Here is a 26,011-nt window from a genome sequence, read left to right on the forward strand (position 1 = left end):
ACGGGCCGGGAAAGCGGCGTGGTGGGGTGGCGTGCGGGGACGGCGTCCGGGGGCGCTGCCGGGGGTGCTGCCGGGGGTGCTGCCGGGGGCGCGCCGTGGCAGCTCGCGGTGGCGGTGGTGGTCCTCGCAGCCCTGACGCTGGGCGTGGGCCTGGCGCGTGCGCGGCGGCCGGGTTCCCGGGCCGCGTTCAACTCGCTGCTGGTGGTGGCGCTGCTGAACGTGACGCTGTTGCTGACGACGAGTGGCGCGGCCGGCTGATTCGGCAGGCGGCACCGTCGGCAGGCGGCACCGTCGGCGGGTGGCGCGGCGACCCCGCGGGCACCGGTGCCCGTCATGGCAGTTCCGGCCTTCGTGCGGAGTCATCGCGCCAGACCGCACCCGAATCTGAGCAGAAATGGCCAACTTGTACCGCTGGCCGATTAACATGCGCGCCCAATGGCCTCTGTCGGATCGAAGGACAGCGCTCAATGCACGAACGTGACCGAGGCTGCTCAGCCGAACCGCCCGGCGACAGAGCGCTGCCGCGACACGACGGTCCCGCCCCCGAGGCACCGGTGGCGCCCGTGAGACCCGCCGGCGACCAGCGGCGGCCCGCTCCGGGACCGGTCGGCGGACCCCTGCCCGGCAACGACGACCGGCCCCTGGCGGTCACCCCGCTGGTGGCGACCGAGGTCCTGCGGCGGGGTCTCGCCTCCCTGCTGGAGCAGATCCCGCGCGTCACGGTCGTCGAACCGGGCCACGACGCCCTCGCCCGCCGGGAACCCCCACCCGGAGCGGTCGAGGTGGTCATCGCCTCGCTCGCGGAATGGCGGCGGCTGCCCGACGGCGGGTCCTGCGGCGACCGGCCGCAGCCGGTGGTGGTGCTCATCGGCGACGACGTCCGCGCTCGGGACCTCTCCTTCCCGACCGCGCCGCCGTGCGACGGCGTCCTCTCGCTGACCGAGGCCAGCCTCCCCGTGCTCGACGACACCCTCCGGCGAGCGGTGCGAGGCGAGTTCCCGCTGCCGGCCCGCCTGGCTCGGGAACTGGTCGCGGGCGGCCGAGGACCCGGCCGCCGCCGCGAGGGAAGACCCGTCTCGTTCACCGAGCGCGAGACGGAGACCCTGGGGCTGCTCATCGAGGGATACAGCAACAAGCAGATCGCCAAGGCCCTGGGCATCTCGGCGCACGGGGTGAAACGGCTGGTGGGGGCGATCCTGCTGAAGCTCGACGCCCCCAACCGCACCACCGCCGCCGTCATGGCGATGGACCAGCGCCTCGTCTGACCCGACACCGCCTGCCCGGCTCGCGCGGTGCATCGCCGCGCGGGAGGCGCAGCGCCGCGCGAACGCCGGCGCGCGTCGCCGAACAGACGCGGGCCTCGTCGCCGGACGCGCCGGGGGTGCTGCGGGGGGGGTGCTGTCACGGGCGGGCTGTCACCCGGGCGGCTCGGCTCGTCGGCGCCCCGGGCGTTCCACGGCCCCTTCCGGCGGTCTCCCCTGCGCTGAACAGGCATTACCCGTGCTCCGCCGTGAGCGGAGCGGACCGTTCCATCCTCTCCGGCGGGGCCCGCCTCGACCACGCCCCCTTTCGGGCGGACGAACGACCCTGCCCGATCGGGTATGCCCGAAGGGGGAGGTCCCTCTCCTCCCGGAGCGGCACTAAGTTGACGGCCCATGGGTGACGAACCGACCAACGGTCCAGATCAACCGGCCGTCCGGGCCCGTGGCAGCGCCCACGCCGCCGGGGGGCCGGACGGGCAACCGCCGGCTCCGGCACGGCACCACCGGCGGGCGCCGACCGCCTGAGCCGCCGAGCCGTCCCCGCACGCCACCCCACCACGCCGCTTTCCCGGCCGGCCGCTGCGGCGCGCCCGGAGGCGCGGTACGACGGCGGACGCGCGCCGTGCCCGCCCCGCCGACCCGGACCGGGCGCCAGCCCAGCGTCCGCCCCGTTCCGGGCCCGGGATAGGGTCCGCCGGTCCTTCGCGTCCGCCCGCCCCGGGCGCACCGAGGTCCGCCCGCTTCGCTCGCGACAGGTTCCGGGCGTGTCGACAGTCGCCCTGGAGGCCCGTCAATGAAGCACTTCCGACTGCTCGTCTTCGGCAACGCGATATCGGGGTACGGCAGTTACCTCAACATGGTGGCGCTGAACGTCTTCGTCTACCAGGTCACCGGGAGCGCCTTCGCCGCCGGGCTCTTCATGGCGGTGCGGCTGCTCACCAGCGTCGCGGCCGGGTTCGTCAGCGGTCGGCTGGTGTCACGGTTCGACCGCAAGGCGCTGATGATCGGCTCGGACCTGGTCCGCTCGGTCATGCTGCTGGTGCTGATACCCCTGCCGGACACGGCCCGGCTCCCCGTGCTGTTCGCCCTCGCCGTGGCGATGGGCGCCTGCACCACCCTCCATCAGGTCGCCCTGCGTTCCAGCGTGCCCGAGATCGTCGGCCCCGAGAAGCGGCTGAAGGCCAACGGCCTGCTGGTGACGGGCCGTTCCCTCGCGATGATCGCGGGGTTCGCCTCCTCCGGTCTGGTCATCGCCCAGTTCGGCTACACCGCCGCCTTCGCCCTCAACGGCGTCACCTTCCTCGTCTCCGCCGTGATCCTCGCGCTGCTCCCGATCCGTACCCGCTCGGCGGTCGCCCCCGGCGCCTCGGGCGACACCGGCGACACCGGGGCCGCGGAGAGCGGTGACGGCGCGGTCGCCCGCAAGGAGGACGACGCGGGCCGCGCTGCAGGCCGCTGGGTCTCGTGGGCGCTGCTGCGTTCGCTGCCGGTGATGGCCGCGATGATGGCCGTCCGGGGCGCGGACGGCCTCGGCTCGTCCTCCCACAACGTCGCGCTCCCCGTCTTCTCCGACGCGCTGGACCCGGCGAACCCGGCGACGTTCATGAGCCAGTTCCTCGCGACCTGGGCCATCGGGCACATCGTGGCGCAGCAGGCGACCAGCCGCTACGCCGACAGGACGGGCCACTCCTTCGGCGAGAAGGCGTTCGCCGTCGGGGCCGTGGTGATGTCGGTGGCGTTCATCCTGGCCTTCGCCGGTCTGCCCACCGTGCCGGCCGTCGCCGTCGCGCTGATCGCCGGTATGGCGGACGGCTTCACCGAGATCGTCTACGTGACCAAGCTCCAGGAGACCCCGGACGCCCAGCGCGGCCAGATGTTCGGCATCTCGGCGGCGGTGGAGAACGGCGGCTTCGGACTGGGGATGATCCTCTGCTCGCTGACGTTGGAGTTCTACTCGCCGATAGCCGTCGTCGGACTCTTCCACGGCGTCGCGATCGCGTTCTGTCTGGGCTTCCTCGCCTTCCTGGCGCGACGAGGCAGGCGGGGGACACCCGCCGCCGAGCCGCCCGGCTCCGAGCCGTCGGCCCCCGGGGAGGCGGTCTCCGAGCCGGCCCCCGTCGCCGCCGCGCCGGGCGCGGCGGGTGTCGAGGCAGCTGCCGCCGAACGGGCCGCCACCGGTCCGGGCGACGCGGCCACGGAGTCCGGCGCGGCGCGGGCCGCGAAGGGGGACGAGGCGTGAGGGCCCCGACGCACGGCCTCGGCGACGACGAGGCCCGAGGCGCTGTGGCGGTCATCGGCATGGCCTTCCGGTTCCCCGGCGCCGACACCCCCGAGGAGCTGTGGCGGATCATCCGCGACGGCGAGGACCGCGTGGTCCACTTCCCCGAGGAACGGCTGCGGGCTGCCGGTGTCCCGGAGTCGACCTACCGGGCCGAGGGTTTCGTCGGTGCCACCGCCCCGCTCGACGACATCGCGGGCTTCGACGCCGCCTACTTCGGGATCACCGGCCGTGAGGCCGAGGTCGTCGAGCCGCAGCAGCGGCTGTTCCTGGAGTGCGCCCACCACGCCCTGGAGGACTCGGGTTACGGCCGGGAGCGCCCCGGCACCCGGACCGGCGTCTTCGCCGCCACCGGCAGCTACCTCTACCCGCTCCAGAACTACCTGTTGAACAACGTGCTGCCGGACGGCGTGGAGGAGGACTGGCTCTCCCGGCTCCAGGTGCTCCTCGGCACCCATCCCGACTTCAACGCCACCCGCACCGCGTTCCGGCTGGGGCTCACCGGTCCGGCGGTCGGGGTGCAGACCGCCTGCTCCAGCTCCCTCGTCGCCGTTCAACTCGCCGCCCAGTCGGTCCTGGTGGGCGACTGCGACATCGCCCTGGCGGGAGCGGCGGCCGTCCACGTCCCGCAGGTCCTCGGCTACCGCTACGTCAAGGGGTCGATCCTCTCGCGCAGCGGCCGGCTGCGGGCCTTCGACGCCGACGCCGACGGGACCGTGGCGGGCAACGGCGTCGCCGCGGTGGTGCTGAAGCCGCTGCGACGGGCGCTGGCCGACGGGGACACCGTCCACGGCGTCATCCGGGGGTGGGGGGTGACCAACGACGGTGCCGACAAGCGCGCCTTCACCGCCCCCTCCGCGCGGGGCCAGGAGCGCGCGATCCGCCGCGCGCTGGACCGCGCCGGCGTCGGCGCCGGGACCGTGGGCTACCTGGAGGCGCACGGCACCGGCACCTTCAAGGGCGACCCCATCGAGTTCGCGGGGGCGACGGCGGCGTTCCGGCACGACACCGAGCGCACCGGCTACTGCGCGCTCGGGTCCACCAAGTCCAACCTCGGTCACCTCGACACCTGTTCGGGGCTGGCCAGCCTGATCAAGTCGCTGCTGGTGCTGAAGCACGCCACCATCCCGCCCCTCGCGAACTTCAACCGCCCCAACCCGACCCTGGAGCTGGACACCAGCCCCTTCTGGATACCGCGCGAGGCCGTCCCGTGGCCCGCCTCCGACACACCGCGCCGCGCCGGCGTCACCTCGCTCGGCGTCGGCGGCACCAACGTCCACCTGGTGGTGGAGGAGGCTCCCGCCCCCACCCCGCGGGGCGCGAGGGGAGCGACGCTGGGCGCGCTGCCGCTCTCCGGGCACACCCCCGCGGCGCTGACCGCGAACGTCCGCGCGTTCCACGACCACCTGCGCCGGCACCCCGGCACCGACGTCGCGGACCTGCTGACCTCCACCGCCGGCCGGGCGGTCGGCCCGTTCCGGGCCGTCGCCCAGGGCGACACCGCCACCGGGATCGCGGACGCGCTGCACCGCTGGCTCGACGACGACGCCCCGGCCGACGGTGCGGGGCCGGCCGAGCCGGAGCGCCCTCCCCGGGCGCCCCGGGTCGGCCTGCTCTTCAGCGGCCAGGGCGGCGCACGACCGACAGCGGTCCGCGCGCTCTACGAGCGGTACTCCGCCGTCCGGGAGGTGCTCGACCACTGCGACCGGCTGCACCGCGAGCGCTCCGGTCGGCCCCTCCTCGCCCCGCTGCTGGCCCCCGGTGACCCGGAGGTGCCCTGGCCGACCGATGCCGCGCAGCCCGCGCTGTACGCCGTCCAGTGCGCGCTGACCGCGCTCTGGCGGCGGGCCGGGGTCGTCCCGGAGGTCGTCGCCGGGCACAGCGTCGGCGAGTTCGCGGCGCTCACCGCGGCCGGTGCGCTGACCGTCGAGGACGGCCTGTGGCTCACCGCGGAGCGCGGCAGGCTGATGGAGTCGCGCTGCGCGCCGGGCGGCATGGTGGCGGTCCTGGCGGACGGGGCGACGGCGTCCGCGCTCGCGGCCGAGGTGCCGGGCATCGAGCAGGCCGCCGTCAACGGTGAGCGGAACCGGGTGCTGGCGGGCCCGCGGGATGCGGTCGGCCGACTGCGGGAACTGCTGGCGGAGCGGAACGTGCCGCATCGGCCGCTGCCGGTCGCGCACGCCTTCCACACGGCGCTGCTGGAGCCCGCGCTCCCCGAGTTCGGCACACTGCTCGCCCGTGTCGCGTTCTCCCCCGTCACCCTGCCGTTCGTCTCCGGCCTGGACGGCGCGGTCCGCGAACCGGGGTGGACCCCGGACGCCGACTACCTGCTGCGGCAGGCCAGGCGGCCGGTCCTGTTCCACGCCGCGTTGCGGGAGGTGGCGGCGCACGGTGCCACCGCGCTGCTGGAGGTGGGCGGCGGCGGGCTCGCCGGTCTCGCCCGGCAGGCGCTGCCCGACGTGGTGGCCGTGGCCACGCTGCGCGGCGGCGCGGGGCTCGACCCGCTGCGGGACGCCGCCGCGGCGCTCCACCGCGCAGGTGCGCCGATCGACTGGCACGAGCTGGCCGAGGGCGGCGGCGGACGGCGGATCCCGCTGCCCGGCTACCGCTTTCAGCACCGGACCCACTGGAAGGGCCCGGAACCCACCGCCGCAGCAGCGGCGGAACCCCCGAGGGAAGGAACGGACATGGCGGCAGCAGAGGCCGAGGTCAGGGAAGTGCTGACGCACGTCGTCGAGGTGACCTCCCGGGCCCTGGGGGACCGGTCGGGGTCGGTCGGGCAGGACACGTCCTTCCTGGACCTCGGCGCGGACTCGCTGCTGATGATCAACGTGCTGCGGGAGTTGGAGCAGACGTACCGCGTGAAGGTCGCCATGCGGGAGCTGTTCGACGAGGCCGTCACTCCGCGGCTCCTGGCGGAACTGGTGGCCGGCCGACGGGTCGAGGCCGCCGGACCGGCGGCGCCCCCGGCGCCGGTCTCACCGGCCCCGCCCGCTCCGGCCCCCGCACCGGCGGCGGCCCCGATACCCGCGGCGGTACCGGACCCCGAACCCGCGGCCGTCGCCGCGCCGGTCGCCGTCGCCCCGGCGGCGCCCGTTGCCACGACAACACCGCCGCCACAGGGTGGTGTTGCCGCCGGCGCACCGGACGCCCCCGGTTTGGCGGCTGCGACCGGCGACTGGGCGACGCGGCAGGAGGTCGAGGAGTTGACCCGGCAGGTCCGCCAACTCTCCGCGATCCAGCTCCAGCTCATGGAGCAGCTCGCGCAGCTGCTCTCGCGGCAGGTCGCCACGGCACCCGCCGGGGAGCAGCGATGACGGGCCCGGACAGCGCGGCGGGGGCGATCGACCGGGATCTCGCCCGGATGGCCGAGCTGGCGCAGCGCATCGCCGACCACCTCCCGCAGGACGACGCCGCGCCCGCCGCCGACCCCGCCGACGCCCCGGCGGTGCACGGCCCCCGCGTCACCGTCGCGCGCGACTCCGGCATGGTCCGCGCGGCCACGGGCGGTGACACGGCCGGCGGGCGGACACCGCAGCAGGCGCACCTCGCCGACCTGGTGGACCGCTACACCCGCAGGACCCGGCGCTCCAAGGCGGCGGCAGCCCGCCACCGGGGAGTCCTCGCCGACAGCCGGGCCGTCGTCGGGTTCCGCAGCAGCACCAAGGAGATGCTCTACCCGATCGCCGCCCAGCGGGCATCCGGCGCGCAGCTGGAGGACATCGACGGCAACAGCTACGTCGACATCACCATGGGCTTCGGTGTGCTGCTCTTCGGTCACGAACCGGAGTTCGTGACCGAGGCGGTACGCGAGCACCTCTCCCGGGGCGTGCGCCTCGGCCCCCGCGACCCCGCCACCGGCGAGGCAGCCGAACTCCTCGCCGAGATCAGCGGGTTGGAGAGAGTCGCCTTCGCCTGCACCGGCACCGAGGCCAACGCGGGCGCGCTGCGCCTCGCGCGCGCTGCCACCGGCCGGGACACCGTGGTCGTCTTCCACAGCTCGTACCACGGCCACGCCGACAGCGTGCTGGGCCGCTCCGCCGGCAGCGGCGACGACCGCGTCACCGTCCCCGTCTCGCCGGGGATCCCCGCGGGCGCCGTCGAGGACCTGCTGGTGCTGGACTACGGCGACCCGGGTGCGCTCGCGGCCGTGGAGGCGGCGGCCGACCGGATCGCCGCCGTCGTCATCGAGCCCGTCCAGAGCCGCAACCCCGGCCTGCAACCGGTCGAGTTCGTGCGCGCGCTGCGCGAACTGACCCGCCGCCACGGCATCGTCCTGATGTTCGACGAGATGCTCACCGGGTTCCGCCCCGCGTTGCGCGGCGCCCAGGAGCTGTACGGCGTCACCCCGGACCTGGCCACGTACGGCAAGGTCCTGGGCGGGGGGTTCCCCGTGGGTGCCATCGCGGGCCGGTCGGACATCATGGACGGCGTCGACGGCGGCGCCTGGAGCTACGGCGACGCCTCCCACCCGAGCGCGGACACGACCTTCTTCGGCGGGACCTACCTCCAGCACCCGGTCTCGATGGCCGCCGCCAAGGCGGTGCTCACCCACCTCAGGGCCGAGGGCCCCGGCCTCCAGCAGCGCCTCAACTCGCGGACGGACGACTTCGCCGCCACCCTGAACTCCTTCTTCGAGGAGGAGGAGTTCCCGCTCCGGGTGCGGCACTTCGGCTCCCAGTTCCGTTTCGAGCACCGCGCGGACATGGAGCTGCTCTACCACCACCTGATGGTGCGCGGCGTGCACGTCTGGGAGTGGCGCAACTTCTTCCTCTCCACCGCCCACACCGACGGGGACATCGAGCGGATCACCGACGCGGTACGCGGTTCGCTGCGCGAGCTGCGCGGTGCGGGATTCTTCGCCCGCGCCACTCCGCCCCGGCCCGCCCGGCCGTCGGTCGCGCCCACGGCGGCGCCCGCACCGGTCGCGACCTCCTCGCCGACCCCGACCGCCGACGCCCCGCGCCCGGCCCCCGTCACCGCGATGGCGTGGAACACCGCCGCCGCCCGGCCTGCGGTAGCCGCGGCAAAGACCCCCGCGACGACCACGGCGACAGACACTGCGACAGCCGCTCCGACAGCGGCAGCGGCAGCGGCAACCACGGAGGTCGAGGCACCGGCGGTCCCTGTACCCGTCGACTCGCGCGGCCGGCCACCCGAGTTCAGCATCTACTTCTTCGGCGACTACCCCGAGGTCCGGGACGGCTACGAACTCATCGCCGAGACGGCCCGGTTCGCCGACGAGAACGGCTTCCACGCCCTGTGGATGCCGGAGCGGCACTTCCACTCGTTCGGTGGCCTCTTCCCCAACCCCGTCGTACTCGCCGCCGCCCTCGCCCGCGAGACCAGCCGCGTCCGACTCAACGCCGGCTCGGTCGTCCTCCCGCTCCACGACCCGATCCGGGTCGCCGAGGAGTGGTCCATGGTGGACAACCTCTCCGGCGGGCGCGTCGGGATCGGCTGCGCCTCCGGTTGGCACTCCAACGACTTCGTCTTCTTCCCCGCGCGGTTCGGGCGCCATCGAGAGCTGATGTACGAGCAGTTGGCGGACGTCCGCCGGCTGTGGAGCGGCGAGGCGCTGACCCGCGAGGCGGGTGACGGAACTGCCGAGGTGCGGATCTTCCCGCGCCCCGTCCAGGAGCTGCCGCCGATGTACACGGCGGTCGTCGGCAACCCGGCCTCCTACGAGGCGGCGGGCCGCAACGACGTCGGCATCGTCACCAACCTGATGGCCCAGAGCGTCGAGGAGTTGACGGCCAACATCGCGCGGTACCGCGCCGCGCGGGCCGACGCCGGACTGGACCCGGCCGGCGGCCACGTCGCCGTGCTGCTCCACACCTACCTGGCCGCCGACCACGAGACCGCCCGCGCCGACGCGTACGAACCGCTCGCCCGCTACATGCGTGCCTCGCTGTCGCTGTTCGGGACCGTGTCGCGGAGCCTCGGGCACCACGTCGACGTGGGGGCGCTGGACGAGGACGACCTGGACACGCTCTTCCGCCGTGCGTACGGCCGCTACTGCGACCAGCGGGCCCTCATCGGCACCGTGGACACCGTCGCCCCGGTGATCGAGGCGGTGACCGCGGCCGGAGCGGACGAGATCGTCTCGCTGGTCGACTTCGGCGTGCCCTCGGACGCGTTGCGCGGCGGGCTGCGCCACCTCGACGCGCTGCGCAGGCGCCACCACGAGCAGCCGCCCGCCCCCGCCACCACCCTCCCCGTCACCGACCCGGCCACCACGGCCACCACGACGGCCGCAACCACCGCACCCTCCGCGCCCTCCGCCGGGGCGGACGCCGCCGGCGACCCCGACCCGGCCGACCCCGGAGCGCCGCTCTCCCCGGCGCAGCAGCGCGTGTGGATCACCCACCGGATGTTCCCCGAGAGCACCGCGTACAACGAGGTCAAGGGCGTCCGTTTCGACGGCCCGCTGGACGGCGCCGCCCTGCACGACGCGCTGCGAGCGCTCGTCGCGCGCCACCCCGGGCTGCGGACCGTCTTCCGCGAGACGGCGGACGGGCCGCGGCAGTACGTGCGGCCCGTCGACGCGCCGGAGCGACTGGTGCTGGGGCACGCCGTCGTGGACCACCGCGACGCCGCGGCCGACCCCGACGCCGCGGTCCGCGACGTCCTCGCGTCCGAGAGCGCCCGCATCTTCGACCTGGCCGACGGCCCGATGCTCTTCACGCGGCTGGTCGCCGTCGGTGCCCATCGGCACGTCCTGGTGCTGTCGATGCACCACATCGTTGCCGACGCCCACTCGGCGTCGATCCTGGCGCGCGACCTCTCCGAGCTGTACCGGGCGCGGCGCACCGGCACGCCGCCCGAACTGCCCGCGCCGGGCCGGACCCCGGCCGATGTCGCACGCGACGAACTCGCCGCGCACCAGGACGGGAAGGCGGCTTCCGACCTCGTCTACTGGCGCAAGGCCCTCGCCGGCGCGCCCACGCTGTGCACCCTCCCGACCGACCACCCCCGGCCGGCCGTGCTCAGCTCACGGGGACGCGCGGTCTTCCGCGACCTGGACACGGAGCTCTCGGACGCGCTGCGCGACCTGAGCCGACGCCACCGCGCCACGCTCTTCATGACGCTGATCGCCGGCTACGCCGCCGCGCTGCGCCGCCTCAACGGCCAGGACGACATCGTCATCGGCACCCCCACCTCGACCCGCCCGCCCGGTCACGGGGACGTCCTCGGGCTGTTCCTCAACTCCGTCGCGCTCCGTCTCGACCTGGCGGCGGCGGACGACTTCCCCGCGCTGCTGCGCCAGGTCCGCGGGGTGGCGCTCGACGCCTACGACCACGCGGACGCCGCCTTCGACCAGGTCGTGGCGGCGCTCGCGGTGCCGCGCACCACCGGGCACACCCCGGTCTTCCAGGTCATCGCCGAGTACGAGTCCCACGACCCGTTCCACTTCGACCTGCCGGAGGTGACGGCCACCGCCCTCGACACCGGCGCCGACAAGACGCTCACGGACCTGACCGTCTACTTCACCGACCGGCCGTCGGGCGTCCGCTGCCATCTGGAGTACAGCACCGACCTGTTCACCGAGGAGACCGTCGACCGGTTCTTCGCCACCTTCCGGGGGATCCTCCGGGCGGCCGTCCGCCACCCCGACCGCCCGCTCCCCTCCCCCGCCGACCCGGCCGACTCCCGCGCCCGCACCGCCACCGGGACCGACCTCCCGACCGGCGCCGCTGCCGGGTCCGGCTCGGACACCGAGGCCGACCCCGACGCCGGGACCGACGCCGGGACCGCGGGCGCGGCACCGGCCGGCTGGCAGGACGGCCCGGCACGGCCCGTCCCCGCCGTCACCGTGCAGGAGATCGTCGCCCGGCGGGCTGCCGAGGGCCCCGACCGCGCCGCCGTCGTCCACGGCACCGACGTACTCACCTACGGCGAACTGGACCGCCGGGCGGACCGGTTGGCCGCCGTCATCCGCGCCCGCGCGGCGGGCACGGACCCGGCGGCCCCCGTCGCCGTGTGGCTGCCCCGGGGCGCCGCTCTGATCGTCGCGGTCCTCGCGGTACTGCGGGCGGGCCGCCCCTACCTGCCGCTGGACCCCTCGCTCGGCCGGACCCGCGCCGAGACCGTCATCGGCGAGGCGGCGGCGCCCGTCCTGCTCACCGCCGCGCCGGGCGCGCCCGGCGACCCGGGCGTCCCCGAGGGCACCGTCCTCGTCGGCGTCGACGAGGGCCCGCCGGCGGACGCCGGGGACCCGACGACGACCGGCACCGGCACCGGCACCGGCCCGGACGGCGCCTGCTACGTCATCCACACCTCCGGCAGCACCGGCAGACCCAAGGGCGTCGTGGTGCCGCAGCGCGCCGTTGTCAACCTCTGCCGCTGGCACCACGACCGGTTCGCGTTCACCGCCGCCGACCGGACCGCGCTGCTGTGCAGCCAGAGCTTCGACGCCTCGGTGCTGGAGATCTGGCCCACGCTCACCGCCGGTGCCACCCTCACCGTCGCGGACGACGAGACCCGGCGCGACACGAAGGCGCTCGCCGCCTGGTACGCCGCGCAGCGGGTGACCTTCGCCATGCTGCCCACCGCACTCGCCGAGGAGCTGCTCCAGCTCCCCTCGGCCGACCAGCCGCCGCTGCGGTACTGCGTCGCGGGCGGGGACGTGCTCCGCACCCGGCCCCGCACGGACGCGGCGTACGAGGTGGTCAACATCTACGGTCCGACCGAGACGACGGTGCTCTGCACCCATCACACCGTCGCGCCGGCCGCACCCGGCGGGGAGGACGGCCCGATCCCCATCGGGCGGCCCATCGACAACGTGCGGCTGGTCGTGCTCGACACCGACGGCGAACCAGCAGCGGTCGGCGCGCCCGGCGAGTTGTACGTGGCGGGCGCGGGGTTGGCCGACGGCTACCTCCACCGCCCCGACGCCACCGCGGAACGGTTCACGGCCCTCCCCGGCTCCGACAGCACCGCCGGGGACGACGGCAGCGGGGAGGACGGCCGCGGCGCCGGGGAGCGCCACTACCGGACCGGCGACCTCGTCCGCTGGAACGAGCGGGGTTCGCTGGAGTTCCTGGGCCGCTCGGACGACCAGGTGAAGATCCGCGGCTTCCGCGTGGAGCCCGAGGAAACCGCGCACGTCCTCTCCTCGCTGCCCGAGGTGAAGGAGGCGGTGGTACTCCCGCTGCGGGCGCCCGGGGCGGAGGCGCGACTCGTCGCGCACGTCGTCCCGGTGGCTGACGTCGGCGACACGGAGGACGACCACCGGGCGTTCACCGAGTGGTTGACGCGGCGGCTGACCCGGCGGCTGCCCGAGTACCTGATCCCCGGCGCGTGGTCCGTGCTCCCCCGGCTGCCGCTGACCGGCACCGGCAAGGTGGACCGCGCGGCGCTGCCCGCGCCGCGCCACAGCACGCGCCTCCCCGACCCTGCCGGGTCGACGGCGCCGCGCCCGGGAACCCAGTCGGACGCCCGCGCAGGCGCCGACGCCGGGCCCGGTACGGGCCCGGCGCTGCCTCCCGATGACGGGGTCACCGCCTGGGAGCGCCGCATGCGGGGGCTGTGGGCCGCCGAACTCGGTCTCCGTCCCGAGGAGATCGACCCCGGCGCTTCGTTCTTCGCACTCGGGGGCCACTCGATCACCGCGATCCGCCTGGCCAACCGCCTGCGCTCCGCGTTTCACGTGGAACTGCCGATGGCCGTCTTCTACCAGCGGCCCACCCTCCGGGAGTCGGCCGAGTACCTATCCGCCGAGTACCTGTCGGCCGAGGTCGGACCGGCCCCCGCCGATCCCGCCGACTCCGCCGGGTCCGGCGGGTCCGGCGGGTCCGGCGGGTCCGGCGGGTCCGGCGGGTCCGGGTCCGCCGGCGATGCCGAGCACCCCGATGCCACCGCGGCCGGAGACGGCACCGGCAGCGGCGCCCGGAACACCACTCCCGCGACCGTGCAGCAGCGGGCGTTCCTCGCCGCCCAGGAGAACCACCCGCTGCCGCAGGTCTTCAACGTCGCGATCCGATTCGTCCTCAACGGCCGCCTGGACACCGCCGCGCTGTGGCGGGCCCTCACCGGGCTGGTGGCCCGCCACGAGTCGCTCCGGCTGCGTTTCCGGCAGGAGGACGGCCGGTGGTTCCAGGAGGTGCTGCCGCCCGGACAGGTGGCGCTGCCCGAGGAGGACCTCACCGCTCTGCCCGAACCGGAGCGGAGCGCCGAGGCCGAACGGATCGGCGCCGAGGTCGCGCAGCAACCCTTCGACCTCACCGCCACCGCCGGGCCCGTCATCCGGCTGCTGCGCACCGGCGAGGAGGCGTGGGCCCTGCTGTTCGTGCTGCACCACGCCGCCTGCGACGGCTGGGCGGTCAGCACCCTGCTCCGCGACCTCGCCGCCCTCTACCGGGCGGAGGTCGGCGGCACCCCGCACGCGCTGCCCGAGGTGCGGCAGGCCACCGACTACGCCCGGTGGCAGCAGGAGAACCCCGTTCCGGCCCGCGAGGCGGAGCGCCGTGCGGCGCACTGGGTGCGCGAGCTGGCCGACGTGCCGTTCCGCCTGGACCTGCCGACGGACCGGCCCCGCCCGGCGAAGCTGAGCGGCGCCGGCTCAGCGGTGGTGTTCACCGTGCCCGCCGCCGTGCGGCGTGACGTGGAGCGGGTGGCCCGCGAGCAGGGCGCCACGCCGTTCGCGGTCACGGCCGCCGCGATGGGGACGCTGCTCGCCGAGCGCTCGGGCCAGTCCGACGTGCTGCTGAACGTCGCCCACGCCAACCGGGCGCGCCAGGAGTTCGAGGAGCTGGTGGCGTGCACCTCGGTGCCGTACGTGCTGCGGGTGCCCGTCGCTGCCGCGCGGGAGTTCGACACGCTCGTCGGTCTTGTCGCTCGCGGTGCCACGGAGGGGGCCGACCACCTGCTGCCGATGGCGGAGGTCGCCGCCGCCGTCCGCGAGGCGACGGGCGACCGCGACGTCCCGGACCGCGTGCCGGTCGGCTTCCAGTACCAGAACACGCTGCTGGCCGATCTTGAGCTGCCCGGCGTCGAGGCGGCGATCGAGGACCTCGTCGTTCCGGCGGTCCGGTCGGAGCTGTCGTTCGGTCTGGTGCCCGCAGGCGACGTGCTGGTCGGCTACATCGCGTACTCCACGGACCTGTGGGACGAGGAGACCGTCCGCGGTTGGGCCGACGACTACACCGCGCTGCTGACGGACCGGGTCCGCCGGGCACCGGCCGGTTCCGCCGCTCCCGCCCCGACGGGGTCCGACCGGGAGTGACCCGCCCGCCGGGGCCGACCGGGCCCCGGCAGCGACGCCGCCCCGGGAACCTCACGGTTCCCGGGGCGGCGTCGTGTCGCTACGTCGAGTCAGCTCGCGGGATCAGATGATGCCCTGCGCCTGCATCGACTCCCCGACCAGCTCGAAGCCGGCGATGTTGGCACCGGCCACGTAGTCGCCCGGCCGCCCGTACCGCTCGGCGGTCTCGTGGCAGGTGTGGTGGATGTGCTTCATGATCTCGGTGAGCCGGTCCTCGGTCTTCTCGAACGTCCACAGTGTGCGCGAGGCGTTCTGCTGCATCTCCAGTGCGCTGGTCGCGACCCCGCCGGCGTTGGCGGCCTTGCCGGGGGCGAAGAGCACGTCCGCCTCGCGCAGGGCGCGGACCGCCTCCGGGGTGGTCGGCATGTTGGCGCCCTCGGCGACCGCGCGGACACCGTTGCCGATCAGCGTCCTTGCGGCGTCCTCGTCCAGTTCGTTCTGGGTGGCGCAGGGCAGCGCCACGTCGCAGGCCACGTCCCAGACCCGGCCGCCCTCGCGGTACTCGGCGTCCGCGCCACGCTGCTCGGCATAGGCGCTGAGCCGGGCGCGGTCGGTGAGCTTGACCTGCTTGAGCAGGTCGAGGTCGAGGCCGCCCTCGTCGACGACGTAGCCGCCGGAGTCGGAGCAGGCGACGACGGTCGCACCGGAGGCCGCCGCCTTCTCGGCGGCGTGGATCGCCACGTTGCCGGAGCCGGAGACGACGACCCGCATGCCGTCCAGGTCGAGGTCGCGTACGCGCAGCATCTCCGCGGTGAAGACGACCAGGCCGTAGCCGGTGGCCTCGGGGCGGGCGTGCGAGCCGCCCCAGCCGACGCCCTTGCCGGTGAGGACGCCTGCCTCGAACCGGTTGGTGATGCGACGGTACTGGCCGAAGAGGTAGCCGATCTCGCGGGCGCCGACGCCGGTGTCGCCCGCCGGGACGTCGGTGTGCTCACCGATGTGGCGCTGGAGCTCGGTCATGAACGACTGGCAGAACCGCATGACCTCGGCGTCGGAGCGGCCCTTGGGGTCGAAGTCGCTGCCGCCCTTGCCGCCGCCGATGGGCATGCCGGTCAGGGCGTTCTTGAAGGTCTGCTCGAAGGCGAGGAACTTCACTATGTCGAGGTTGACAGTGGGGTGGAACCGCAGGCCGCCCTTGTAGGGGCCGAGCGCGCTGTTGAACTCGACCCGGAAACCGCGGTTGACGTGCACCCGACCCTCGTCGTCGGTCCACGGCACGCGGAAGATGACCTGTCGCTCCGGCTCGCAGAGCCGGTCCAGCAGCGACCCGTCGCAGAGCTCCGGTCGGCGTTCCACCACGACCGGCAGCGACTCCAGCACCTCGCGCACCGCCTGGTGGAACTCCCGCTCCCCGGGGTTGCGACGCAGGACGTGGGCGTAGATCTCCTCAAGCACGTATGCAGTTCTCCTCGTACACGGCTGGCCGGCGGTTCCCCACGCGGCAAGACTCTTGCGGCTCGACCGCGGTCCCGACGCCGGGCGGGGTCGTCTCGACCCGTGCCCGTACCGCCGTCGAGAGGCGGTCGTCGGCCGCCTTCGGCGCCGACCCTCCGCCCGAGCCCACCGGACTCCCGCCGGCCGGCACGTTCCGACACGCGGCGAGCGCCCGGAACAGTCACGAAACGAAACAGAGGGGAGTCCGGATCAGCCAGAACCGATCCGTACCGGAACCACACCGCTGCCGCTACCCACACCCTCATCAGCACACACACGCTGCCCACAGGGTGGACACCACCCCGCGCGGCCCCGCGCTCTCGGCACCCACGCCGGGCCTCCGGCTGGCGCGTCGCCACGCAGGGCAGCGACGGCAGCAGGCGCTTCCGGGCCGGGAGAGCCACCAGGGATTCGGCCACACCCCCGCCCCGCCCGAGCCGGCCGGACGGCGACGAAGCCGCCCCTGTCCGACCGGCCCGGACCGTGACTACTTCCCTACCGGCACCGCGCTGCGCAACCGCGCGCAACGGGGACACCGCAGCAGCCGAGCCGGGCCGATACGGTCCGCGCTGAGGTGCTGCATGGGGAACTCACGGGTGCTGAACTGATGCCCCTCGGCACAGCGCACGATGGTGGTCTGCAAGGGCCCGCTCCTGTACGTCGACGGCGACCCCGCCACCGTAGGGGATCCCCACGGCCCCCGAACGCACGCCGCACGGGACGTCCGTCACCTCCGCCGACCGGGCCCTACGGCGCTGCGTGTGAGCGGGCGGATGAGGTACAGTAACGACCGTCGAGCACCCTCCGGGGCGCCACGCGCGGGCGTAGTTTAATGGTAGAACATGAGCTTCCCAAGCTCAGAGCGCGAGTTCGATTCTCGTCGCCCGCTCCAGCACAAAGGCCCAGGTCAAGGACACCTTCCTCAACCTGGGCCTTCGTCGTGCCCCGGCCGAATCGGTGCCGCGCACCACCTCCGCACCATCCGGGGCGTCTCCGCCCGGCGGGCACCTCGCGACCCACGCGCCCGGCCCGGGATCGGACGATCAGCGCGTCGTGTCGCCGGCCCCTGCCCGACACTTCGCTGGCCGCCCCGGACCGGACCGGCCCACCGGGACACACGGGCGGCGCGGCGGCCTGCACCCGCCTGACCGGAACCGGCGTCCACGCCCAGACCTGCGTCGCCCGGCGTCGCGCAGCCCACGGGCCGCCACATCAGCGGCAGCGGGCGGCGCTGTCACCGCTGTTGAGTCCCGGACGGCGGCACACGGCCTGTTCACAGTCCCACCGCAGGTGCTTCACAACAGAGCGGTAACAGCAAGCGCATTCGCCTCACGGGCCATCGGGGCGGACGGCAGAGTCGCCGACCATGAACACCCGTACGCGGCTGCTCAGCGCAGCCACCCTCACCGCCCTGCTCGCACTCACCTCCTGCACCGAAGCGGAGTCGAAGGCCGCCCCCGCCGCCGACGACAGCAGCGCAGACACACCGGTCGTCGAGAGCGATGACGCGAAGGAGAAGGAGGCAGAGGAGGAGGAGAAGCCGGCGGAGGACGCACCGGCCACGGACGATGCCGAGAAGGCGGCCGAAGGTTCGGCCTGCGACGACTGGGAGGCGGACTTCCTGGATCGGGACCTCCAGGACGCCTGCATGGCCGAGATGGGCGAGCGCGTGTACAGCGCAGAGGAGCGCGCCGCGTGGGTGGACGCCCTTCGGGCCGTTCACCCCGGTCTGGTCGCGGAGTCCGGCGCCGGTTTCGACTCGCTCCAGAACCTGGAGCGCGACATGATCTACCGGGGTATCGACACCTGCACCGCCATCGCGGACGGACCTGGCGGGGAGGAACTGTTGGAGCAGGTCGCGATGCGGTACTACATCGACCACCAGCAGATCGACACGGCCCTGGCGGCGGAGGTCGTCGACGCCGCCGAGGAGCACATCTGCTGACTCCGTCGGGTCGCCCGTCGGCGGTCGTCCCCGGGGGAGGCCGAACGGCCGTGCGCCGGCGGGGCAGGCCGTGAACCTCCTGCGGACGGAGTTCACCCGGCGCGTGGCTGCGCGGCGCCCGACTCGCAAGGGCCCCCAAGGGCCCGGCCGGGCCCGGCCGCCGCCATCGCGCCCCTGTCTCTCCGCGTCGGGCACTCCCCAACCGGGTTGCGTCACGGACCGGTTGCGCTTCCGGCGAGCCGCCCGGCGCGTGATGGCGCGGCACTTACGGTGACGGTCACACGCAGCGAGCGAGGGAGACCGTGACCACACCACCTCCGTCGAAGGGGCCGCAGCTCACCGACGAGGAGCGGGCGTTCCTGGAAGCGGACACCCAGACGCTCCCCGCGATCCGCGGAGCGGCGCCCCCTCCCCAGCTCGCGTGGGAGGCGATGCTCGCGGGGGGCGCGGCGGCGACCGTCATCGCCGCGATGCTCGTGCTGTACCTGGCGCAGCAGCCGGTGGCACCGGACCACGGTACGCAGGGCTCCGCTCCCAATGCACAGCCCGACGCCTCCGTGAACGCGACGGGCGGCGAGGTCGAGGACGGGAGGGGCCGGCCGGCGGCCCCTCCCGTTCCCGCCCCGGTCCCGGTCCCGCCCGTCGCATCGGCTCCGGCTCTCCCCGGCAGCCCCGCGCCGACGTCGTCGGAGGAGGCGGAGGCGGAGGCGGCGCGGGGTTGTGTCACGGTGACGTATCGGACTCCGGGCGGCCCGGCCGACTGCCGTCCGGCGGCGGAGGTGTGCGAGCTCGGCTCCCCCTGGCACACACTGCACGGCGAAGCCGTGTGCGGCGGCCCGGTACCCACGCAGCACGTCCGGGTGACGAGCCTGCCGACGCCGGGCGGGTCGGCGAACGAGTTCCACTGCCTCGCGTGGACGGACAGCGGCAGCGGCGTGTTCAGAACCGCCGAACTGCTCGTCGACGCTCCTGCCGAGCAGTGCGGCGCTCACCTGGTCCGTGCCGACGGCCTGGCGTTCCGGCCGGACGGCCCTTCGGTCTTCTCCGACGTGCCGCAGCGCTGCGTGAGCATGTATCCCGGCACCCGGCTCACCTACCCGGGCATCCTGGAGGCCACGAACGACACCGCCGCGTCGGCGCCCCTCCACGTGTGCGTCTCCGCCGACACGGCCGCGTGATGCGAGCGCCGCATACGCCACCTCGCCACCGCACCACCGCCACTCGCGGAACCCGCGGGCCGCTCAGCGCGGATCGGTGTGGAAGTACCGCCGGCAGCTCAGCAGCATGCCCTCGGGCGAGATGGTGAAGTGGTCGACGAAGTCGAGCTCCGCCGGAGCGCCCGGGCCCCTCACCAGCCGACCGAGGGCGACCACGCTGTCCCCGTCCGCGACGATCTTGTGGATGCGGTGGATCACCGGGGGCCGGTCGGGGCTGCCGTGCGAACGGAGCACCTCCGCCCGGCCGTTGCCGTGGACCGACCCGGGCTGGGCCACCTCGATGTTCTCGTCGAGCAGCGATCCGTACCCCTCGACGTCCCCGGCGTCCAGATAGTGGTACGACAGTCGGACGTGATCCACCCCGACCGCTGTCAGGATCGCGCTCACCGCGGGGCGCACATCGCCTGAAGTGTTCATCGGCTCCCCTCCCGGGCATCACCGGCGCTCCCGCAGTTCGGGGGCCCTACCGGCTGATCGGCGCCCGAGCAGCCGCGCTTCGCGACACCGATCCGGACCAGCGTCGGCGCAGCCCGCAACTCCCCGCTATCACCGTGCTATCGCCACCAGATCTTCACCCGCCATGGACAGAGCAACGCGCGTTCGGTGAGACTTACGCACGACCCGTCGGCACTCGACGTGACCATCAGCGCACCACGGGGGACGCATTGGCAGACGATTCGAGTCCGAGGGCCCCGGACGGGCACGCCTTCCGCATACTCGGCCCGCTCCAGGTGACGGGGCCCGCCGGCCCGGTGCGGGTGCCGCCCGGGCGGCAGGAGATCATCCTCGCCGCGCTGCTGCTCGAGGTGAACCGGGTCGTCAGCACGGACTTCCTCGTGGACCTGCTGTGGGAGGACGACCCGCCCGGCACCGCGCGCACCCAGGTGCAGATCTGCGTCTCCCGCCTCCGCAAGATCCTCAGTTCTGCCCGGATCGACGCCCTGATCGCGACCCGGCCGCCCGGCTACGTCCTCAACGCCGACCCCGACACCGTCGACCGCGCCATCTTCACCCGTCGCCTCGCGGAGGCTCGGGCGCTGGCACGCGAGGGCCGCCTCGGCGAGGCCGCCGAACTCTTCCGCGCCGCAGACCAGCTCTGGCAGGGAGTCTGTCTGAGCGGGGTGCCCGGTGAGCAGCTCCGCAACCAGGCGCAGCAGTTGGACGAGGAGCGGCTGACGGCACTGGAGGCGCGGTTCCGGCTCGAACTGGAGCTGGGCAGGCACCACCAACTCGTCGGTGAGTTGCGGATGCTGGTGCACAGCCACCCGATGCGCGAGGACCTGCGGGCGCAGTTGATGCTCGCGCTCTACCGCTCCGGACGGCAGGCCGAGGCCCTCGACAGTTACCGCGAGGGTCGCCAACTGCTGATCGAGGAACTCGGCCTGGAACCGGGCGGCGACCTGAGAGAGCTGGAGGCCCGCATCCTCGCGGGCGACCCGGGGCTACGCGCGGTGAACTCCGGGCCGCCGGGGGCCGAGCGGCAGTCCGTGACGGCCGACGCCGCCGCGCCACCACCCCCGCCGTCCATCTCAGTTGACGTGGCCGTGGACGCGGCGCGCTCGATCGCCGGTCGCCCCGGCGAGGCGCCGCCGGACCGAGCCCATGAGCCGCGGGAGGAGGACGACCGCGCCCCCGGGGCGAGCGGCGACGGAGTCGACGACGAGACCGCCGGAGCGGACGGCAGCGGCGTCTTCCGCGCCGAGACCCCGCACCAACTCCTCGCGGACACATCCGACTTCGTCGGCAACGAGAACCTGGTCCAGAGCGTCTCCCACGTCCTGGTGGGCGGCTCGGCCCGGCAGGCGGTCGGTGTGGCCGTGGTCGTCGGCAAGCCCGGGATCGGCAAGTCCACCCTGGCCACGCACGTGGCCCACCGCCTCAGCGAGCGCTACTTCCCCGACGGCCAGCTCTACTGCGATCTCCGCAGCGCCAGTCAGGTACCCGCGAGTCCGGCCGAGGTCCTCGGCCGGTTCCTGCGTGCCCTCGGCATCCCCGGGCCGATGATCCCGGACAGCCTGGACGAACGAGCTGAGATGTACAGGACCTTGCTGGCCACCCGCCGCATCATCGTGGTGCTGGACGACGCCGCTGGTGAGAGCCAGGTCCGTCCCCTGCTGCCCGGCAGCCGGACCAGCGCCGTCATCGTCACCAGCCGGGCCCGGCTGACCGGCCTGCCAGGAGCCCACCGGGTGGAACTCCCGGTCCTGGAGGGCGACCAGGCGCTGGAGCTGCTCGGCCGCGTCATCGGGCGTGAGCGGGTCGCCGCCGAGGCCGAAGCGGCCCTGGCGCTGGTACGGACCGTCGGCGCACTGCCGTTGGCGCTCCGCATCGTCGCCGCCCGGCTGGCGGCCCGGCCGCACTGGTCGCTGGCGTCGATGGTGCACCGCCTGGCCAACGAACGGCATCGGCTGGACGAGCTGACCCACGGCGAGCTGACCATCCGCGCCAGCCTCTCCCTGACTCACGACGGGCTGGGCGCCGCCGACCAGCGGCTGATGCGGCTGCTGAGCCTCGCCCAGGGCACCACACTGCCCGGCTGGCTGGCCGGCGCGCTGCTCGACGACGACCGCCCGTACCCGTCCGACCTGCTGGAACCCCTGGTCGACATGCAGATGCTCGACGTGGTGGGCGTGGAGTCCGGCGGCGGCTTCCGCTACGGCTTCCACGACATCATCCGGGTCTTCGCGCGCGAACGGCTGGCGGTACAGGACGACCGACAGGAACGTTCCGGCGCCCAGGAACGCATGATGGGCGGCTGGCTCTCCCTCGTCGAACAGGCTCACCGGCGCGTCTACGGCGGTGACTACACCGTCCTCCGCGGCACCGCGCCACGCTGGCAACCGCCGCCGCACCACGTGGACGAGCTGCTCAGCGACCCCATGGAGTGGCTCGACAGCGAACTCCCCAACCTGACGCTGGCAGTCGACCAGGCCGCCGAGGAGCAGCTGGACGAGGCGTGCTGGGACCTCGCCACGGGGCTGGTCACCCTCTTCGAGGTACGCGGCTATCTCGACCAGTGGGAGTCGACCCACCGGCGGGCGCTGACCGCCGTCACCGCCGCGGGCAACCGGCGCGGCACCGCCGCCGTGCTGGGTTCGTTGGGCTCGCTCTACCTCAACCGACGCCAGCACCAGGAGTGCGAGGACTCGCTGCGCTCGGCCCTGGCGATCTTCACCGAACTGGACGAGGCGGAGGGGCTGGCACTGTGCCGACGTGACCTCGCGCTGCTGGAACGCTTCCGTGGGAACGACGACGCCGCCCTCGGGCTGTACGCGCTGGCGCTCTCCGACTTCGACCGCGCCGGCGACATCGTGGGCCGAGCCATCGTCCTGACGCAGAGCGCCCAGATCCGCATGCGGCACGGGCAGGTCGACGCCGCCCAGTACCAGTTGGACGAGGCCCTGGAGATCTACCGGGCCGCGGGCTACGAGGGCGGGCAGGCGCGCACGCTCCGGAGGGTGGGTCAGGTGCTGCTCCAGCGGGGTGAGCACTCCGCCGCGGAGCGGACCCTCAGCGAGGTCCTGCATTTGTGCCGCCGCGACGGCGACGTCATCGGCGAGGGCCATCTGCTGCGTGACCTCGGCCAGGTGCACAGCGGGCTGGACCACTTCGAGGAGGCGCACGGCTACTTCGACCGGTCGCTGGCCGTCCGGGAGCGGATGCTCGACCACGGCGGGGTGGCGGTGGTGCGGGTCGATCTCGCCCGTCTCCTCGCGCGGCGGAGCGATCCCGGGGACGAGGAACGTTCACGCGAACTGCTGGAGGTCGCCGCGGCGACGTTCCAGGACCGTCGGATGGCGACCGAACTGCGGCAGGCCGAGGACCTGATGCGTGAGCTCGCCGCACCGCGTGAGGCCATCGGCGGCTGAACGGGCGTCGCGTGGGCGACGGTTCCCCGGGGTGAGGGGTGGCGGCCGGCGCCGCGCGTGAGGCATCGGCTGCCCGGGGGTGCCGCTGCGGTCCGCGGGCCTTCGTCGACGCCCGGTAGGACGGGCGATCGGGCCGCGGTGGCGCGGGGTGGGCCGATGGAGCGGCGGGCGCGGGCCGAGGGAGAAACCGGAGGGTCCGGCGGGAGGGCCGACCGGAGCGCGCCGACCGGAGCGCGCCGAAGGCCGATGCTCGGAGCCGGTGGCTCGTCCGGAGCTCTCGAGGCGAGAACGGAGCGGACGGCGGACGGTCGGCGCGGGCTGAGCGGGCTGAGCGGGCTGAGCAGGGAACGCTGATCTGGTGAGAGCGCGGGACACGCGCCGCGGGTCAGTCCCAGGGGTTGTTCTGCAGCTGGGCCTTGACGCCGTGCTCCGCGATCAGCTCGGCGAGCTGGGTGTCCGCCGCCGGCGGGGTGACGTTCTGCTCGGCGTGGGCGGCGGTGGTGCCGAGCACGGAGACGGTGGCGGCGAGGGCGGCGGCGACGAGACCGGTGCGGAGGGCGGTGATCTTCAGCATCTGGGTTCTCCCCGAGTCGGTGGTGCGCTTCGTTCTTCGTGGTCACCACGCTAGGGAGTGCGGGAATCCCGGCCTTATCGCCGGACCTATCCCCCCGTTATCCCGAAGGCGCCACCGCCCTGGGAGGGCGGTGATAGGTCGCGCCGTCCGCCTGTCGGCGCGACGATGCCCCGCCGATAGGCGGCCGTGGCGGAATCAGGGGGACAGGACGCCGCGGGCACTCCGCGTTTCGCCCTGGCGGCACCTCCTATGGCCTGACCGACCGAGTGGCAGGAGCGCCAGTGAAGACGAGCACCATGACCCCCCAGTCCGGCCGGAGCACCGGGCTCCACGAGCAGGCTCTCCGCCCCCGGACACCGTCACCCGCCCGACGCGAGGCGTCGCTGACCGGCTCCGCGCTCCAGCAGTCGGCCGCCGCGTCCTCCGTCTCCGCCTCCGACGCGCCGCTCCCGCTTCCCGCGGGGTCGGGCGACGAACTGCCCCGGCTGGGGCTGCTGATCAGGAGGCACCGGACCCGGACCGGCCTGACCCAGCGCGAGCTGGCCGACCTCTCCACCATCAGCGTCCGTGCCATCCGTGACCTGGAGCAGAACCGGGTGCGCCGACCGCGTACGGAGACCGTCCGCCTGATCGCCGACGCGCTGCGTCTCGGCCCCCGTTCACGCGAGACGCTGCAACAGGCAGCGGCACAGCACCGGTTCGCCGGGCTGGGTGAGAGCGACGGCGCGGACGCGACGCCGCCCGCGCCGCTGCGTCCGCTGACGGGGAGGGCGGACGAGACCGCCGTGATAGCGGCCGAGTTGGCGACCGGCAGTCAACGACTGGTGCACATCGTCGGACTTCCCGGAGCGGGAAAGACCAGCCTCGCGCTGGAGGTGGCGCGACGGCTGCACCGCGAGGAGCGGCTGCCGGTGCTGTGGTTCGCCCGCTCCCCGCGGGCCGGGTCCGGTACGCCCGACTCGCCGAGGTCCGGAACCGGCCGGCTGCTCCACGACTGTGTGACGGGGCTGTTCACCGACGGCACGGCCGCGGCACCGGGCACGGGCGACTCCGACGCGCCGACGCTCGCCGAACATCTCGGTGACCAGGTGGTGTTGCTGGTGATCGACGGCGCGTCGGGACGGAGCGTCCACCCCGAACGGCTCGCGCGGCTGCTCCGTGACTGCCCCGGGCTCCGCGTGCTGGTGACCTCGGACGACCCCTGGCACGTCCCCGGTGAACGGGTCTTCCTGCTCACGCCGTTGGCGACGGATCACGAGGACGGCGACACGGTGGGCGGGGCGACCCAACTGCTGCTCGACGACATCCGACGCGTCAGCCCCGGTGCCGTGACCACCGCCCAGGACCTCGCCGTCGTCGCCGACATCTCCCGCCGCCTGGACGGGCTGCCGACGGCGCTGCTCGCCGCTTCCTCCTGGCTGGTGCTCTACGACGCCGCGTCGCTGCGGCGCCGCCTCGCCGAGGACCCCCTGCCGTTCCTGGACCACCTCGCCGAGCCGGAGACGGCCGGCCGCTGCCTCGCGGCGCTCCGCGACCGGGTGGCAGCGCTGCCGCAGGGCCATCGGGCGATGCTGGCCGCGCTCTGCGATGCCGAAGCGGCGGAGTTCAGTCTCGACGACGTGGAGGCGCTGACCGGCTCGCCGCTCGGCCACTGCGGGCGGACCATGCGGGACCTGCTGGTCAGCGGCGTGGTGCGCACCGTCGCCGGCCCGGCGGGCACCCGGTTCCAGGTGCTGCGACTGATCCGCGCCGCCTGCCGCGACACACCGGCCGACTGACCGGCCGACTGACCGGGGCCCGTCGAGGCGGCCCGACCTCGCGCCGGAGGGTGTGCCCGTCAGGGGCACCGCCGACGGGCGTCCGTCGGCACCCCGCCCGCCTCGCGGCGGCCCCTCCCGACGAACCGGACGCGGACTCCCACCGGGCGCGGACTCTCGCCCCTGCCAGCGAGAAACCGGCTGCCACCCCCGCGCCTCTCCGGCGTCCCGCCCCGCCGCCCCACTGACCGCAACGCTTCGGGCTCGTCCCCCGCGCCGCCCCAGGGCGACGGGGGCCGCCCGCCCCCGTACCTCCGCCCCGCCGCAGCCCCTGGCCTCGGCCCACCGCCGGAACGTGTCCGCGACCGAGCCCGCGCGGGCGGCGGGCCGCACGGGGCAAGGTCCGCGC

General features: G+C 74.4%; 11 protein-coding genes, 1 tRNA gene and 1 pseudogene. 10 read left to right on the forward strand and 3 right to left on the reverse strand.

The window, feature by feature from the left end; all coding sequences use genetic code 11:
• The 5 genes and pseudogenes from HCJ92_RS24290 to HCJ92_RS09110 form a co-directional block, all read left to right on the forward strand.
• Nucleotides 1-258 (forward strand): annotated as a pseudogene (locus HCJ92_RS24290) (hypothetical protein); the annotation flags it as partial.
• A gap of 305 nt (nucleotides 259-563) precedes the next feature.
• Nucleotides 564-1,265, forward strand: coding sequence for a LuxR C-terminal-related transcriptional regulator (locus HCJ92_RS09095; RefSeq protein ID WP_167932964.1), 702 nt, complete (start codon nucleotides 564-566; stop codon nucleotides 1,263-1,265).
• Nucleotides 1,266-2,055: 790 nt separating this feature from the next.
• Complete coding sequence (locus HCJ92_RS09100; RefSeq protein ID WP_167932965.1) at nucleotides 2,056-3,501, forward strand: MFS transporter; 1,446 nt, start codon at nucleotides 2,056-2,058, stop codon at nucleotides 3,499-3,501.
• The gene (locus HCJ92_RS09105) at nucleotides 3,498-6,857 is read left to right on the forward strand and encodes a type I polyketide synthase (protein ID WP_338054090.1); all 3,360 of its coding nucleotides are present in this window, start codon (nucleotides 3,498-3,500) and stop codon (nucleotides 6,855-6,857) included. Before HCJ92_RS09100 ends, HCJ92_RS09105 begins: the two co-directional genes overlap by 4 nt.
• Nucleotides 6,854-14,767 (forward strand): non-ribosomal peptide synthetase, encoded by a 7,914-nt coding sequence (locus HCJ92_RS09110; RefSeq protein WP_167932966.1) that lies wholly within the window; start codon nucleotides 6,854-6,856, stop codon nucleotides 14,765-14,767. The genes HCJ92_RS09105 and HCJ92_RS09110 overlap by 4 nt, the downstream gene beginning before the upstream one ends.
• Nucleotides 14,768-14,869: 102 nt before the next feature.
• On the opposite strand, the gene gdhA is transcribed toward HCJ92_RS09110, so the two are convergent.
• Complete coding sequence (gdhA, locus tag HCJ92_RS09115) at nucleotides 14,870-16,201, reverse strand: NADP-specific glutamate dehydrogenase (RefSeq protein ID WP_167932967.1); 1,332 nt, start codon at nucleotides 16,199-16,201, stop codon at nucleotides 14,870-14,872.
• Nucleotides 16,202-17,058: 857 nt separating this feature from the next.
• On the opposite strand from gdhA, the gene HCJ92_RS09120 reads away from it, so the two are divergent.
• From HCJ92_RS09120 to HCJ92_RS09130, 3 genes are all read left to right on the forward strand, one after another.
• Nucleotides 17,059-17,132, forward strand: a tRNA-Gly gene (locus HCJ92_RS09120).
• Between the two features lie 474 nt (nucleotides 17,133-17,606).
• Nucleotides 17,607-18,185, forward strand: coding sequence for a hypothetical protein (locus tag HCJ92_RS09125; protein ID WP_167932968.1), 579 nt, complete (start codon nucleotides 17,607-17,609; stop codon nucleotides 18,183-18,185).
• Between the two features lie 302 nt (nucleotides 18,186-18,487).
• A complete protein-coding gene (locus HCJ92_RS09130) occupies nucleotides 18,488-19,363 on the forward strand; it encodes a hypothetical protein (protein ID WP_167932969.1) in 876 nt (291 codons plus the stop codon).
• Nucleotides 19,364-19,426: 63 nt separating this feature from the next.
• Here the strand turns inward: HCJ92_RS09130 and HCJ92_RS09135 are convergent, their stop codons facing one another.
• A complete protein-coding gene (locus tag HCJ92_RS09135) occupies nucleotides 19,427-19,819 on the reverse strand; it encodes a nuclear transport factor 2 family protein (protein ID WP_167932970.1) in 393 nt (130 codons plus the stop codon).
• A 314-nt stretch (nucleotides 19,820-20,133) separates the two neighbouring features.
• Here HCJ92_RS09135 and HCJ92_RS09140 point away from each other — a divergent pair, with 314 nt between their 5' ends.
• A complete protein-coding gene (locus HCJ92_RS09140) occupies nucleotides 20,134-23,271 on the forward strand; it encodes an AfsR/SARP family transcriptional regulator (protein ID WP_338054091.1) in 3,138 nt (1,045 codons plus the stop codon).
• A 385-nt stretch (nucleotides 23,272-23,656) separates the two neighbouring features.
• On the opposite strand, the gene HCJ92_RS09145 is transcribed toward HCJ92_RS09140, so the two are convergent.
• Entirely contained in the window at nucleotides 23,657-23,845 is a 189-nt protein-coding gene (locus HCJ92_RS09145) for a hypothetical protein (protein ID WP_167932971.1), read from the reverse strand.
• 281 nt (nucleotides 23,846-24,126) lie between these two features.
• Between HCJ92_RS09145 and HCJ92_RS09150 the strand changes: the two genes are divergently transcribed.
• The gene (locus tag HCJ92_RS09150; RefSeq protein WP_338054092.1) at nucleotides 24,127-25,623 is read left to right on the forward strand and encodes a helix-turn-helix domain-containing protein; all 1,497 of its coding nucleotides are present in this window, start codon (nucleotides 24,127-24,129) and stop codon (nucleotides 25,621-25,623) included.
• The last annotated feature ends 388 nt before the right edge of the window (nucleotides 25,624-26,011 follow it).

It is taken from the genome of Streptomyces spiramenti, assembly GCF_012034385.1.
Taxonomy (GTDB): domain Bacteria; phylum Actinomycetota; class Actinomycetes; order Streptomycetales; family Streptomycetaceae; genus Streptomyces; species Streptomyces spiramenti.

Bases quoted from the DNA above. Each gene is read 5' to 3' on its own strand.
- HCJ92_RS09100 (WP_167932965.1), top strand. From the start codon at position 2,056: ATGAAGCACTTCCGACTGCTCGTCTTCGGCAACGCGATATCGGGGTAC.
- HCJ92_RS09110 (WP_167932966.1), top strand. From the start codon at position 6,854: ATGACGGGCCCGGACAGCGCGGCGGGGGCGATCGACCGGGATCTCGCC.
- HCJ92_RS09135 (WP_167932970.1), bottom strand. From the start codon at position 19,819: ATGAACACTTCAGGCGATGTGCGCCCCGCGGTGAGCGCGATCCTGACA.
- HCJ92_RS09125 (WP_167932968.1), top strand. From the start codon at position 17,607: ATGAACACCCGTACGCGGCTGCTCAGCGCAGCCACCCTCACCGCCCTG.
- HCJ92_RS09145 (WP_167932971.1), bottom strand. From the start codon at position 23,845: ATGCTGAAGATCACCGCCCTCCGCACCGGTCTCGTCGCCGCCGCCCTC.